Source organism: Flavobacterium sp. N2038 (assembly GCF_025947185.1).
In the GTDB taxonomy this organism is placed as follows: domain Bacteria; phylum Bacteroidota; class Bacteroidia; order Flavobacteriales; family Flavobacteriaceae; genus Flavobacterium.
The window spans coordinates 754,242-767,543 of record NZ_CP110001.1 but is presented as its reverse complement, the minus strand read 5'-3'; the positions used below and the strand labels follow the sequence as shown (position 1 = coordinate 767,543).

15 protein-coding genes are annotated in these 13,302 nt (G+C 33.2%); 9 read left to right on the top strand and 6 right to left on the bottom strand.

From position 1 onward, the window contains the following. Positions 1–76: 76 nt before the first annotated feature. The 4 genes from OLM51_RS03340 to OLM51_RS03325 all read right to left on the bottom strand — a co-directional run bounded on the left by OLM51_RS03340 (position 77) and on the right by OLM51_RS03325 (position 1,904). Complete coding sequence (locus OLM51_RS03340; RefSeq protein ID WP_264552990.1) at positions 77–733, bottom strand: recombinase family protein; 657 nt, start codon at positions 731–733, stop codon at positions 77–79. A gap of 117 nt (positions 734–850) precedes the next feature. Beyond that, positions 851–1,159: a hypothetical protein gene (locus OLM51_RS03335; protein ID WP_264552989.1), complete on the bottom strand. Its 309-nt coding sequence runs from the start codon at positions 1,157–1,159 to the stop codon at positions 851–853. A gap of 12 nt (positions 1,160–1,171) precedes the next feature. Further along, entirely contained in the window at positions 1,172–1,393 is a 222-nt protein-coding gene (locus OLM51_RS03330; RefSeq protein ID WP_264552988.1) for a hypothetical protein, read from the bottom strand. A 4-nt stretch (positions 1,394–1,397) separates the two neighbouring features. After that, complete coding sequence (locus OLM51_RS03325) at positions 1,398–1,904, bottom strand: hypothetical protein (protein ID WP_264552987.1); 507 nt, start codon at positions 1,902–1,904, stop codon at positions 1,398–1,400. Positions 1,905–2,549: 645 nt separating this feature from the next. Between OLM51_RS03325 and OLM51_RS03320 the strand changes: the two genes are divergently transcribed. Further along, positions 2,550–2,816, top strand: a complete 267-nt coding sequence (locus OLM51_RS03320) for a hypothetical protein (protein WP_264552986.1) — start codon at positions 2,550–2,552, stop codon at positions 2,814–2,816. A 46-nt stretch (positions 2,817–2,862) separates the two neighbouring features. On the opposite strand, the gene OLM51_RS03315 is transcribed toward OLM51_RS03320, so the two are convergent. Further along, positions 2,863–4,308, bottom strand: coding sequence for a hypothetical protein (locus OLM51_RS03315; RefSeq protein ID WP_264552985.1), 1,446 nt, complete (start codon positions 4,306–4,308; stop codon positions 2,863–2,865). A 387-nt stretch (positions 4,309–4,695) separates the two neighbouring features. Here OLM51_RS03315 and OLM51_RS03310 point away from each other — a divergent pair, with 387 nt between their 5' ends. Genes OLM51_RS03310 through OLM51_RS03290 form a run of 5 tightly spaced genes read left to right on the top strand, consistent with a single transcriptional unit; the run spans position 4,696 to position 10,284 of the window. Then, a complete protein-coding gene (locus OLM51_RS03310; RefSeq protein ID WP_264552984.1) occupies positions 4,696–6,222 on the top strand; it encodes a bifunctional GNAT family N-acetyltransferase/carbon-nitrogen hydrolase family protein in 1,527 nt (508 codons plus the stop codon). Further along, the gene (locus OLM51_RS03305; RefSeq protein ID WP_264552983.1) at positions 6,222–6,569 is read left to right on the top strand and encodes a hypothetical protein; all 348 of its coding nucleotides are present in this window, start codon (positions 6,222–6,224) and stop codon (positions 6,567–6,569) included. The genes OLM51_RS03310 and OLM51_RS03305 overlap by 1 nt, the downstream gene beginning before the upstream one ends. Before the next feature lie 11 nt (positions 6,570–6,580). Continuing rightward, a complete protein-coding gene (locus OLM51_RS03300; RefSeq protein ID WP_264552982.1) occupies positions 6,581–8,971 on the top strand; it encodes a M28 family peptidase in 2,391 nt (796 codons plus the stop codon). A 21-nt stretch (positions 8,972–8,992) separates the two neighbouring features. Continuing rightward, positions 8,993–9,862, top strand: a complete 870-nt coding sequence (locus OLM51_RS03295) for a tetratricopeptide repeat protein (RefSeq protein ID WP_264552981.1) — start codon at positions 8,993–8,995, stop codon at positions 9,860–9,862. Between the two features lie 2 nt (positions 9,863–9,864). Continuing rightward, positions 9,865–10,284 carry an SRPBCC family protein gene (locus tag OLM51_RS03290; RefSeq protein WP_264552980.1) on the top strand — a complete coding sequence of 140 codons (420 nt, stop codon included), beginning with the start codon at positions 9,865–9,867 and terminating at the stop codon, positions 10,282–10,284. A gap of 124 nt (positions 10,285–10,408) precedes the next feature. On the opposite strand, the gene OLM51_RS03285 is transcribed toward OLM51_RS03290, so the two are convergent. Then, positions 10,409–10,804 (bottom strand): rhodanese-like domain-containing protein, encoded by a 396-nt coding sequence (locus OLM51_RS03285; RefSeq protein WP_264552979.1) that lies wholly within the window; start codon positions 10,802–10,804, stop codon positions 10,409–10,411. 147 nt (positions 10,805–10,951) lie between these two features. Here OLM51_RS03285 and OLM51_RS03280 point away from each other — a divergent pair, with 147 nt between their 5' ends. The 3 genes from OLM51_RS03280 to OLM51_RS03270 all read left to right on the top strand — a co-directional run bounded on the left by OLM51_RS03280 (position 10,952) and on the right by OLM51_RS03270 (position 13,271). Beyond that, a complete protein-coding gene (locus OLM51_RS03280; RefSeq protein WP_264552978.1) occupies positions 10,952–11,854 on the top strand; it encodes a LysR family transcriptional regulator in 903 nt (300 codons plus the stop codon). After that, positions 11,839–12,288 carry a GNAT family N-acetyltransferase gene (locus OLM51_RS03275; protein WP_264552977.1) on the top strand — a complete coding sequence of 150 codons (450 nt, stop codon included), beginning with the start codon at positions 11,839–11,841 and terminating at the stop codon, positions 12,286–12,288. The genes OLM51_RS03280 and OLM51_RS03275 overlap by 16 nt, the downstream gene beginning before the upstream one ends. A 146-nt stretch (positions 12,289–12,434) precedes the next feature. After that, positions 12,435–13,271, top strand: coding sequence for an NAD-dependent epimerase/dehydratase family protein (locus OLM51_RS03270; RefSeq protein ID WP_264552976.1), 837 nt, complete (start codon positions 12,435–12,437; stop codon positions 13,269–13,271). Positions 13,272–13,302: the final 31 nt, after the last annotated feature.

Genomic DNA, 13,302 nt, shown 5'->3' with positions numbered 1-13,302 from the left:
GAATGCCTCTTTTCTAGTAAGAAATTCTGTGATACTGGACTCGTTTTTTCTTATGAGAATCCAAGATTATTTTCTTTTATGATTCTGTTTTATCGGCCACCCTATCGAACAATCTTTTTACAGTTCCTTTGCTAAATTCATATCCCTGTGCAGTCCTATACCCGTCATTATTTAATTCAATTGCTATTGCTTCAAATGTTTTTTTATCGCCTCTCAATCTTAAAATAATTTTGGTGGCCTGTTTGTTTAAGTTTTCAAACTTTGTTTTATTTGCTATGCTTCCTTTTTTCTGAACTTCTTTCGTGAAATTTTCTGGCTTCCCTAATTTTACTCCCTGCGATTTCAAATAAGCTAAAGCCTTTTTAGTATTTACACTAACTTTCTCTGCATAATCCTGATTCATCAAAGCCATGAATCCTATTGTTAGCTTATTTGCATTAGGACAATCCAACGCCAAAAAATCAATATTTGAATCCGCTAAAGCCATTGTAAAACTGGCATTTCTTGAAAGCCTATCCAAACGTGTGATTAAAAGCGTTGCTTTGTTCTTTTGACAATAAGCAATAGCTTTATTTAATTGTTCTCTTTCGTTATTCCTGCCACTTTCAATTTCACTAAAATGTTCAATGATACTATCTTCAGAATTTAACCATTTATAAGCGGATTGTGTTTGCTCAACTATGGAAATATTCTGAGTATTGGTAGAGCACCTTGTGTATAGTACGTAGTTCATAGCTTTTGTGTTATTAACGTCACAAATATAAAACAAACATTTCAAAGTTACACCATGTAAAAGGTAAAAAGTTACACCACGTAATTGTTCGTACGTAAAGTGTAACTTTTTTTTGTATTATTCTAGTTCTTGTCTGATATGTGAAACGTAACCATTTAACTGGCCTCTGTACTGATTAAGTAAACGCTTTATTTCTTGCTCACTTTCCGCATTATCTTTTAGCACCAAATCAATCAACTGCCTTTTTGTAAATACTAGTTTATTATCCTTATCATTTATGCTCTCACTAAGTCGGCACGCAATATCAATTTTATTCGCCTTAGGTTCAAAATTTTCTCTTATTATTTCATTAGCTCTGTCTTGGTCTAAATCGATGCTTGTTTTCTGTTTGAATCCGTGAATCCAAGTGTGTTTTTGATTTATCATATTGTTTAATTTTTATTCGTTCTTATACGGTTGTTTGAATAGTATTCTTTTGCCCTGAAAATTGTATTCGATTCTGTCTTTATTTTCGATAATTCTAAGTCTATCTCTTTCCCTTTCAAAGTCTCTTTGCTCTTGGCTCATTTTTGCGAGGTCTTCACGCATCCATTTAAGTTCTAATCGGTGGCGCTCTAGGTCATTATAGTCCGTTAACCATTGCATGTCATCATTTTCCATTTTTTTAATTTGTTTTTTTATTTGTTATTGTGATTAATTCTGTACCGTATTTTGTGCAGTACGACACCCAATTTTGACGGTCAAAAAGCTTAGAACATTTGTAACTATGTGACCCAAAAACTAAAGCCATATTTCTAATGTAGTCGGTCTTATTTTTGGTACTTAATATGGAATGAATGTGTAGTTCTCCATTCTTATTTTTTTGCTCAATTGATAGCTCAATCCTAGTATAATCTTTACATAAGGATAAAACATATTTCATTAAATCTACCAATTGTTTTTCGGTATATCCCTTTGGCAAATCAGTCGAATAAGCGAAGTGTTTTATTCTTTTATTTTCTGACTTTTTGAATCTAGGAAGCAATAGTCTGTGAATCTGATATTCCCCTCTCTTGTTCTTGAATAGCAAATCATTTGTCGTATTTATTTGTTTAATAATGTAAAGAATCTGACGTGGGTCTAACTCAGTTAGATTCGAAATTTGAGTTGTGTTATAATACTCATTTTGCATGGTTTTTGTGGTTTATTTTTCATTATTTTATTTTTCTTTTGCACACCAAACCCATTAGGGAAAACCCTTTTTTGTGGTCTAAGTATGTTCACAGTCTTTTATAAATATGTCCACACTGAGCAAAAGATTTATTTTTTTATCAGGACATAGCTTTAATCTTGATACACAATAATAATCACAACGTATCCACAAGTAAATAGCCAAATCGAAGTTATCATATAAAACACTGAACCTCAGCAAAATAAATTTTAAAAATATTCAATCCGCAACAAACCATGTCAAAAAAAAAGGAAAATGGCTACAAAAGCAAAAAGTCACCCAATTGGGTGACCTTAAGCATGAAAATAAGGTCAAACCACTAACCTTAAAGAATCTAATAATGATTTTTTAGCTTAAGTAAACAACTAAAAAATTTCTCGATATCGATGCTCCATTTCGTCCAAATGTTGCTCGATTATTTGTGTTATTGTCTTATTGGTGGCCTTACAAATTTTGTGCAATTTGTCTTGTCTTGATTGCGTTATTCTAATGTGAATGTCTTTCCTTTTTATTGTATCCATTTGTATGTTTTGTATATTTAATAAATATAGAAAAAGTGTACAAAAAGTAAATATATATTTTTATATTTGAGAAAATTTATTCACTATGGAAGACACATCGAATAGTTCTGAGAAAGAGCTTACAAATGACCAAAAAAACAAAATTACTACGGAAAGATTAAAAGGAAATAATTTAATCCAAGTTGTAGAAAAAATTAATTTAATTCAGTTAAATAAACTTAAAAAAGCTGTTGAAACTGTAATCAATCGATTAGAAAATGAAGAATCTTTGGATGCTTTAAAGTTATTAAAAGATAAGGGAGTCCTAAGTGAATTAGAGTATAATGACAAGGTTAAAAGCCTAAAAAAGTAATACTAAAGGGTACTTAAATAGTACCCTTTATTTATTGAGTAGTTGCTTAAAATTTATATAATTCGTTTTCGGTTATGTTCTTACTTACTGCATCAAAAAAACGTAGCGCTCTGACTATATCTGTAGTCATATTATAAGAATCTGTTGTTCCTGAATCCTTACTGTCAGGATGGGCAACTAATTTAGATGTTGAGGTATCAATACCTAATTCAAAAAGGTTAGTTACAAAACCCTTACGAGTAGCATGTGAACTAGCAATTTTAGCAACACTTTCATGACTTGTTACTGCACCATCTTTGTAGTAATGTCTAGTAACTGGTACATGATAAGTAATACCTATCTCCACATACAAATCTTTTATTTGCTTATTAATTGTAGCATTATTAACGCTAAAATTTAAGACACCACCGTTACGTAGAATAATCTCCTTAGCTGGCGCAAATAATGGCGTAAAACAGCTCGTTCCTGTCTTTGATTGGATAGTGTGAACATAATCAAATTTTATTCCGTTTTTATCATAGGTTTGTATTGGCTCTCCTATAACTTCAAGTACTGATTGCATACGCATACCCGTCAATGAACTAAACACAATATAATCCTTCGCTTTTTGTAGTCTTTCAGTTGTTGGGTTGTGCCTATATATCTTTAATAAATCATGAAAATTAACATCATATTGCCTACTAGATTTTTGGGTTCTAAGTATCAGTTTTTTGTTGTTTTCATACGACAAACTAACTTTTATGCCTTCTTTTACCGCATCATAACAAATTTGTCTTAATTCATGTTGATAGTTTATTATTGTGTTGGTGGCAATTCCATGTTCATTAATAGGCTTTTTCTTTTCCCCATCTTCCAATTCAACAACAATCGTACCTCTAACAATTGAATCCGTTACATCCCATAAATCCGAGTACAAATCTTTTAAATTGTTGAAAGTTATAGCTACTGGTCTTGCTTTATTGTAATTCCTAATTGCAACATACAAACTGTGTAAATTCTCTATAGTATTTTCTTTTTTTGCATCGGCCATACCAGTACCAATAATGCTCTTATAGTATTCTAATCTCCTGGCGATGTAACTAGCTAAAGATACATCCTCGAGCACACCATTTTTACGCTCCGTTATCAACTCTAAACGTTCTTTAAACTGGTCTCTTGTTGGCCTAAAATTAGCATTCCGAAAATATTTAACAGTAGCCTTGACACTTGCATCAAAGTCATCAATAGCACTCATTAAATCCCCAGTAAATTGCCTATGTTTGTTGATAATTGTTGCATCAAAAATAAAGTTAGTTTTGCCTCGTTTTGTTTGTGGCGTGCCGAAGTGTTTTGGCTTAACATAAGTGTCGAGACTATACTGCAATTTTACATATTTGGTCAACCCGTCCGTCTTTACCACAAACCTGTTGCTAACCTCTGCATAAACAAGCTCGTTTGACGTACGTTTCTCTATAGGTTGTGCGCTAGGTTTTAAAAAGTACCTTATTTTCATTATCCTACTAATTTTAGCAAAGATATTCTTTTTAAAATTATGGTCGCTAATAAGGTCTCTAAAATATGTTCCATAATGAGTAATTTTGAAAGGTACTGAAACAATTTGAGCTTTCAAATATGTTAGTAACCCCTTTAATTACTGACATGTACTATAATTATCGGGTGCTACCAAATATAATAACTGCACTTTGTTTTTCATTGCATTCATGGCTTATAATTTTTAAATGTTCATATAAAGAATTCGTTCATCAAATTCAACGAGACAAAATTGCGTCAGTCTCCCCTAAATATTCGGTTAACAACTATTTACTTTCGGTTGTAATTATTTGTAAGCGTTTGTAAGTGGAAGTTATTTTCCTTATATTTGAGATAAATCGTACAATATATGCAGACAGAAATCAAAAAAGTAGAATTAAGAAATTTAGAATTTGTCGATTATAAACAATTGAAAAATTCAATGGTAGAATCCTATCCTGAAATGGCAGATTCTTACTGGAGATCAACAGACATCAAAAAATTACTTTCGATATTTCCCGAAGGACAATTGGTTATTCTGGTAGATGGTGTTGTCGTTGGTTCGGCGTTATCGCTAATTGTCGATGAAAAATTAGTTGACAAAAGACACAATTACAAACAAATAATTGGTGATTATACGTTCTCTACTCATAACCCAAATGGTGAAATCTTATACGGAATTGATGTATTTATTCATCCAAATTATCGCGGCTTACGTTTGGGCAGACGACTTTACGATGCCCGAAAAGAACTCTGCGAACAGCTGAATCTTAAAGCTATTGTTTTTGCAGGAAGGATTCCAAACTATAATCAGTTTTCTAAAAAATTTACTCCAAAAGTTTATATTGAAAAAGTTAAAGACAAAGAGTTATACGATCCCGTACTTTCTTTTCAGTTAAGCAATGATTTTCATGTACTGAGAATTATTAAAAATTATCTTGAAGGAGACGAAGAATCTAAAGAATTTGCTGTTTTATTAGAATGGAATAATATTTATTATGAAGAAAATCCAAAACTGATTAATCTCGACAAAAGTGTTATTCGGCTAGGACTAATTCAGTGGCAGATGCGTCAGCTCAACAATCTTGACGCCCTTTTTGAGCAAGCCGAATTTTTTATAGATGTAGTTTCAGGTTATGGAAGTGATTTTGCATTATTTCCCGAACTTTTCATAGCTCCTTTAATGGCCGATTTTAATCATTTATCTGAGGCCGAAGCCATTCGGGAACTTGCCAGATATTCTGAACCTATTAGAAAGCGCTTTCAGGAATTTTCCATTTCATATAACATCAACATTATTACCGGCAGTATGCCTTATATGGAAAACGGAAATTTATACAACGTTGGTTTTCTATGCAAAAGAGACGGAACTTCAGAAATGTACACCAAGATTCATATTACGCCAAACGAAGTGGTGCATTGGGGGATGAAAGGCGGATCGCAGTTTAAAACCTTTGATACTGATTGCGGCAAAATTGGAATTTTAATCTGCTATGATGTAGAATTTCCTGAGCTTCCAAGACTTTTGGCAGATGAAGGCATGAATATATTGTTTGTTCCTTTTTTAACCGATACTCAAAATGGCTATACTCGTGTAAAACATTGCTCACAGGCACGTGCGATCGAAAACGAATGTTATGTTGCCATTGCTGGTTGTGTCGGCAACTTGCCAAAAGTGAACAATATGGATATTCAATATGCGCAGGCCTCTGTATTTACACCATCTGATTTTGCTTTTCCGAGTAATGGAATTAAAGCAGAAGCTACACCAAATACTGAAATGACACTAATTGTTGATGTTGACTTAAACTTGTTAAAAGAACTTCATGAACACGGAAGCGTAAAAACATTAAAAGACAGAAGAACAGATTTATATGAAATTAAAAAGATAGAATAATGAAGACATGCCTCGAATGTTCTGAAAAAATTGTTGGCAGGGAAGACAAGAAATTTTGTTCTGATGGCTGCCGAAATGCCTACAACAACAAAATAAACAAGGATAGTACTAATTTCATGCGAAATGTAAACAATAAGTTACGAAAAAATTACCGTATTTTGTCAGAATTAAATGTTGATGGAAAATCAAAAGCAACAAGGGATAAAATGATTAATAAAGGTTTTGATTTTGATTTCTTTACCAATATCTTGCAGACCAAAACAGGGAATACCTACTATTTCCTGTACGACCAAGGATATCGCTCTTTGGACAATGATTATTTTATGCTTGTTAAAAAAGAAATATAGTACTGTTTGTCATGAAAAAAAACCCCACCTCAATTATAGGCTTTCTATGTGTTTTAGCAATTTTGGGCATTATATATGCTACAATGATGCCGCAATACGTTTCAAGAGAAGAAGAAGCTCTTGCTGAATTCTCTACCGAGAGAGCTTTAAATCAGGTTGAAATTATCGCACAAAAACCTCATTATGTAGGTACAACAAATCATGAACTAGTTGCTAATTATTTAAAACTTGAGTTAAACAGAATTGGTTTAGAGACAAGTGTTCAGGAAGGATTCACGCTTAATGACAAAGGTCTATTAGTAAAATCAAAAAATATCCTTGCCCGAATTAAGGGGACAAACAATACAAAAGCACTTTTATTACTTTCTCATTATGACAGTGCTCCACATTCTTTCTCCAAAGGCGCAAGCGATGATGCTTCCGGAGTTGCCACAATTCTTGAAGGTATTCGCGCTTTTTTATACTCCAAACAACCTCAGAAAAACGACATCATTATTCTTTTTTCTGATGCAGAAGAATTAGGTCTAAATGGAGCTGCCTTGTTTGTCAACAAACATCCATGGGCAAAAGATGTAGGATTGGTTCTTAACTTTGAAGCCAGAGGTTCTTCAGGTCCAAGTTATATGCTAATGGAAACCAACAAAGGAAATCAAGCTCTTGTAAAGGAATTTGCAAATGCAAAAACTTCTTACCCGGTTTCAAATTCGTTGATGTACAGTATTTACAAAATGCTTCCAAACGATACCGATTTAACTGTTTTTAGAGAGCAAGGTAATATTCAGGGATTCAATTTTGCTTTCATCGACGGACATTACAACTACCATACACAACAAGATGATGTTCAGCATTTAAATAAAATGACACTGGCACATCAGGGAACCTACTTAATGCCTTTATTAAAATATTTTTCGAATATTGATTTAAATGCAACCAATTCTACAGAAGACGAAGTCTATTTTACAGTTCCGTTCTCTTTTATTAATTATCCATTTTCATGGGTTATGCCAATGACCCTAATTGCCTTAGGATTATTAGTTATTTTTATTTTTGTCGGAAAAGCCAAACATATGGTCAACTTTAGAGAAATCTTTAAAGGCTTTGTACCTCTTTTAGGCTCTGTAATTATTTCTGGTCTTGTTACTTTTCTGGGATGGAAAATCGTATTGCAGATTTATCCTCAATATACTGATTTATTAAACGGCTTTACTTACAACGGACACGCTTATATTGGTGCATTTGTTACCCTGAGTATTGCTATCTGTTTTGCTTTTTACCATCATTTTTCTGAAATAAAAGTTACTATGAACCATTTTGTAGCTCCATTGCTGCTTTGGATCATTATTAATGCATTTATTGCAAATAATTTGACTGGCGCAGGTTTCCTGATTATTCCGGTTTATTTTGGTATTATTTTATTCGGGATTTATGTCCTTACGCAGCATAATAGTTTAGTTCTAAACTTATTGTTTAGTATTCCGGCTTTGGCAATCGTTGCTCCTTTTATTGTAATGTTTCCAATAGGTTTAGGATTAAAAATACTTTACGGAAGCGCAGTACTAACTGTTTTACTGTTTGGTTTAATGCTTCCTGTTTTTGGATCTTTCATAAAAAAGGGAATCTGGACAATGTTCTTTTTTGCAATTTCAATCGCATTTTTTGTATATGCTGGATCTAATTCTGGCTATGAGCATGGTAAAGCAAAATCAAATAGCTTATTGTATGTTTATAATGCAAATACCAATTCGGCAGTCTGGACTACTTACGACGTTAATTTGGATGATTGGACAAAATCATATTTAGGCGAAAAAAATCAAAAAGCTGTAGGTCTAAATAGTCTTCCAATCGCCAGCAAATACAATTCCGGTTTTACTTACAGCGCTATAGCACCAGTAGTTGATGTTCCAAAACCAACTATTGCCTTCTTAAAAGACAGTGTTGTTGGAAATAACAGATACTTAAAAATCAAAATAACACCAAATCGTAAAGTAAACCGTTACGACATTTTTGCAAATCCAAAAATGACCCTTTATAACTTTAAGGCCAATGGTGTCTCGACTTCAGGCGCAAAAACAAATCGTCTGGAACATGATGGAATGAAAATCTTATGCTATTATGTTGTAGGAAATGAACCTCTTGTTATGGACTTTTACATTAATAAGTCGTCTATTTTTGATATGGATTTACTGGAAAGTTCGTTTGATTTAATGACAAATCCGCTACTTAAAGTAAAACCAAGAAGTGACTGGATGATGCCAACACCTTTTGTTTTAAATGATGCTGTTGTAATTCAGCAAAAGATAAAAAGATATGTTGCCCCTGTTGCACCAATTGTTACTGCTCCAGTTAAAGATAGCCTGACTATTGTAAAAGACAGTTTGAAACCAGTACTAAAAACAGAATAAAACATATTCAACAATTTAACCATGAAGAAAAATCTCCTGCTTTTTGTCACATTTATAAGTTTTTCGACTATTAAAGCACAAACTATAGAAGAAAAAATAGCCCTAAAAGCATGCGATTGTTTGCAAAAAAGTTCAGGAGTAACAGAAACTATTTTTAGAGATTGTTTGACAAATTCAATGTCTGAAACCATATTAACAGATAAAGATCCTAAAGTGAGAGAATCTATTAATACGGTTGACGGAATAAAAAGCATGATACTAAAGGCAACTGAAGCAGTCATTAAAAAATGTCCTCAATTAGCACCAGAAAGACCAGAAGACAAAACCGCTGTTTTTTATGCTGATTCCAAAAATAAAAAAGCACAAAACTATTATACTTCTGCAAAGGACTTCATGCGCAATAAAAACTATAAGCAAGCTATAGAAAGTTTACTGCTGTCATTAAATGAAGACCCAAATTTTGTAATCGCTCTAGATGATATTGCAGTTTGTTACAGGCAATTAGATGATTATGACAATGCCATAAAATATTATAAAAAATCACTCGCTATTTATCCTGAAGGCAATCTGGCTTTAATGAATATTGGAGTTGTTTATTCTTTAAAATCAGATTTTAAAACGGCAATCGAATATTACGAAAAGCTTATCAAATTTGAACCTGAAAATGCTGAAGGTTACTTTGGTGCCGGAAAAAATTATTTCCTTCTGAATAATGACGAAATGGCTCTGGATAATATCTTCCTTGCTCATATTATCTATACTAATGAGAACTCTGAATACACTAAAGATTCTGAACAGCTTCTTGGAGCTATCTATCAAAAAATGAAATCTGAAAATAAAGAAGATTTATTCAAAAAAATTGCAGCTAAAAACAATATTAAAATTGAATAAGTATGGCAACAAATATTTCTGTTATAGTTCTGAATGCTACCACTGAAAAAGTCTGGAGCGTATTGACACAACCGGAACTTGTCAAACAATGGCAATACGGAAGCGATTTAATTACAGACTGGAAAGTTGGAAATGAAATCCGATTTAGAAATGAATGGGAAGGACAGGTTTTTGAGCAATGGGGAACGATTTTGGAAGTCATTCCAAATCAAAAAATCAAATATTCTTTATTTTTTCCGAGACCGGAACTGGAAGACAAGCCGGAGAATTATTTCATAATGAGTTATATTTTAACAACAGAAAATCAGAAAACAAAACTCGAAATTATTCAGGAAGATAATCGTCCCGGCGCTATTCAGGAAAAACCTCAGGGAGAAGAGAATCCGATTCTGCAAGGTTTAAAAGCTTTGATCGAATCTTAAAATTAGGTTCAAAGAATCAAAGGTACAGAGGCACAAAGGTTAAAAAAAGCACTATTTACATAGTGCTTTTTATTTTTTAGATATGCTGAGAAACCTTTGTAACTCTGTCCCTTTGAACCTAGTTTTAACACGCACATTCAATTTTGAGTCCCGTCTTAACTCCTTTTGTACCTTCGGTTGCATAACCATCAAACTTCCACCATTCTATTCCTCCTATTAATTCTTTTACTTTAAATCCCAGTTTTGTCATATTTAGAGCTCCTTTTGTTGATGCATTACAGCCAATTCCATCACAGTAGGTAACATACAAAACATCGCGGTCCAGATGTTGGGTAGTTTCTAAATTCATTTCACGATGCGGAATATTTATTGCATTTGGAATATGTTCAGCTTCAAAACCAAAACTCTTTCTGGCGTCAAGAGCAATGACTCTCTCTCCATTATTTAATGCATCAAACAAATCCGACGGATCCATTTCAAAAGCCAGCTTGTTTTCATAATGTTTAATTTGTGTTTCCATTTTAGTTTCGTTTTAAAGGTTTTGTTTATCCAAAAGTAATATGCTTGCAACTCCTATAAAAACGAAAAGAATTCATGTTCAGCATTACTTTTTTTCATACAAAACCCAAGGCAAAATTTTGTTACTTTGTGTATTAATCAGATAAAAATGGAAATACGTCACTTAAAATTGATCAAAGCGATTGTAGAAGAAGGAAGCATTACCAAAGCAATAGACAAACTTCACCTCACACAATCGGCTTTAAGCCATCAGCTCAAAGAAGCAGAATATCAATTAGGGACAGCCATTTTTTTGAGAACCAATAAAAAACTGGTTCTCACCAAAGCAGGAGAGAAAATATATGACCTTGCCAACGAAATTATAAGCAGACTCACCGAAACGGAAGCTCAGATCAAACAAATGGTTTTTGGCGAATATGGCGAAATCCGAATAAGTACAGAATGTTTCTCGAGTTATCACTGGCTGCCCTCCGTTTTAAAGCAATTTCATCTCTTATACCCAAATGTCGAATTAAAAATTGTTGCCGAGGCAACTCATATTCCAATTCAAAAACTTTTAGAGAACACCATTGATATTGCCATTATAAGTGATCAGATTAAAGATAATAATATTAAATACATCGAACTTTTTCAGGATGAAATGGTCATGGTCGTTTCTGAAAATCATGCCTGGGCAAACAAAAAATATGTTGTCGCAGAAGATTTCATCAACGAACATTTGATTATTCATTCATTACCGTTGGAAACTGTTACGATACATCAATTTCTTCTGGCACCAGCCAAAGTCACACCAAAAAAAATAACACCAATGCCTCTAACAGAGGCTTCTCTCGAAATGGTTAAAGCAGACATGGGCGTCATGTCAATGGCCAAGTGGGCACTTTTGCCTCATTTAAAAACCAGTCCGATCAAAGCCATTAAAGTTGGAAAAAATGGTTTGAAACGAAAACACTTCATTGCTGTCAGAGCAAATGAGAATTATCCGGACTATTTTCAGCATTTTATTCAATTTTTACAAAACGAAATCAATCTGCAATGGAATATTCAATAAGAAACTGCGAAATTACCGACTTGCCAAAATTGATTGTTTTATGCCAGAAACATGCTGAATTCGAACAGGCTGATTTTTCTTCTGAAGGAAAAGAAGACGGTTTAAAAAATGCCTTATTCGGTCAGAATCCCAAATTATTCTGTCTGGTGGTTGCCGCAAAAGAAACAATTATTGGATATGCATCCTACACTTTTGACTTTTCGACCTGGAATGCTGCCAGTTTTATTTACATGGACTGTCTATTTCTTGAGGAAGAAGCCCGCAGTTATGGAATTGGGGAATTACTAATTGAAAAATTAAAAGAAATCGGAACTCAGAATAACTGCGTTAATCTGCAATGGCAAACACCGCAATTTAACGAAAGAGCCATTAAATTCTATAACAGAATTGGCGCAAAAGGAAAAGACAAAGTCCGATTTACGCTAAATCTGTAAATAATTTAATCTCATATTTCACGCAGATTTTAAAAAGATTTAAGCAGATCGGCGCAAATATTAATAATCCATTTAAATCCGAAGAATCTGCATGAAACAAAAACCTATGAACCTTTGTAACTTTGCTCCTTTGCATCTTTAAAAAAATGAAACAAATAAGTATATTGGGCTGTGGTTGGCTAGGTTTGCCATTGGCAAAAAAACTAATCGAGAAAGGAAATTCAGTTAACGGATCCACAACATCAGAAAACAAACTTCAAATTTTAGACAGTTTCGGGATAAATCCTTTTCTTGTTACCCTGAGCGAAGGTCAAAGAAAAATGGAAAACGAAAACTTTTCTAAAAATATTGATACTTTTCTCGCAGGAAGCGAAGTCTTAATTATAGATATTCCACCCAAATTACGAACTGTAGATTCAGATTCTAACCAAAAAGTTTTTGTCGAAAAAATTCAGAATCTAATTCCTTTCATAGAAAAATCAACTGTTAAGAAAATACTGTTTGTAAGTTCAACATCGGTTTATGGCGATGATAATAGCTTTATTACTGAAAAAACTACTCCAAATCCAGAAACTGAAAGTGGTAGACAATTACTTTTAGTCGAAGATATCTTGCGAAAAAATCAAAATTTTGAAACTATAATTTTACGTTTTGGAGGATTAATTGGTGAAGATCGTCATCCTGTTAAACATCTTGCCGGAAAAGAAAACATCGAAAATCCGGATGCGCCAGTAAACTTAATTCATTTAAATGATTGTATCTCAATCGTCGAACAAATTATAAACCAATCAAATTGGAATGAAACGTTCAATGCAGTTGCGCCTTTTCACCCAACAAGGGAGGAGTATTATACCCAAAAAGCAATTGAAAGGAATTTGCCTGAACCAAAATTCAGTTCTGAAAAATCGAATATTAAAAAAATCATTTCAAGCGAAAAAACTGAAACAGTTTTACACTATAAATTTGGGCTGGAAGATTATTAAATTCCATATGGCTGAGCAAAATCGAAACCCG

Excerpts from the sequence above, each read along its gene's own strand:
- OLM51_RS03325 (WP_264552987.1), bottom strand. The coding sequence starts at position 1,904 with ATGCAAAATGAGTATTATAACACAACTCAAATTTCGAATCTAACTGAG.
- OLM51_RS03340 (WP_264552990.1), bottom strand. The coding sequence starts at position 733 with ATGAACTACGTACTATACACAAGGTGCTCTACCAATACTCAGAATATT.
- OLM51_RS03270 (WP_264552976.1), top strand. The coding sequence starts at position 12,435 with ATGAAACAAATAAGTATATTGGGCTGTGGTTGGCTAGGTTTGCCATTG.
- OLM51_RS03280 (WP_264552978.1), top strand. The coding sequence starts at position 10,952 with ATGGAAATACGTCACTTAAAATTGATCAAAGCGATTGTAGAAGAAGGA.
- OLM51_RS03335 (WP_264552989.1), bottom strand. The coding sequence starts at position 1,159 with ATGATAAATCAAAAACACACTTGGATTCACGGATTCAAACAGAAAACA.
- OLM51_RS03310 (WP_264552984.1), top strand. The coding sequence starts at position 4,696 with ATGCAGACAGAAATCAAAAAAGTAGAATTAAGAAATTTAGAATTTGTC.
- OLM51_RS03290 (WP_264552980.1), top strand. The coding sequence starts at position 9,865 with ATGGCAACAAATATTTCTGTTATAGTTCTGAATGCTACCACTGAAAAA.
- OLM51_RS03315 (WP_264552985.1), bottom strand. The coding sequence starts at position 4,308 with ATGAAAATAAGGTACTTTTTAAAACCTAGCGCACAACCTATAGAGAAA.
- OLM51_RS03300 (WP_264552982.1), top strand. The coding sequence starts at position 6,581 with ATGAAAAAAAACCCCACCTCAATTATAGGCTTTCTATGTGTTTTAGCA.
- OLM51_RS03285 (WP_264552979.1), bottom strand. The coding sequence starts at position 10,804 with ATGGAAACACAAATTAAACATTATGAAAACAAGCTGGCTTTTGAAATG.
- OLM51_RS03330 (WP_264552988.1), bottom strand. The coding sequence starts at position 1,393 with ATGGAAAATGATGACATGCAATGGTTAACGGACTATAATGACCTAGAG.
- OLM51_RS03275 (WP_264552977.1), top strand. The coding sequence starts at position 11,839 with ATGGAATATTCAATAAGAAACTGCGAAATTACCGACTTGCCAAAATTG.
- OLM51_RS03305 (WP_264552983.1), top strand. The coding sequence starts at position 6,222 with ATGAAGACATGCCTCGAATGTTCTGAAAAAATTGTTGGCAGGGAAGAC.
- OLM51_RS03295 (WP_264552981.1), top strand. The coding sequence starts at position 8,993 with ATGAAGAAAAATCTCCTGCTTTTTGTCACATTTATAAGTTTTTCGACT.
- OLM51_RS03320 (WP_264552986.1), top strand. The coding sequence starts at position 2,550 with ATGGAAGACACATCGAATAGTTCTGAGAAAGAGCTTACAAATGACCAA.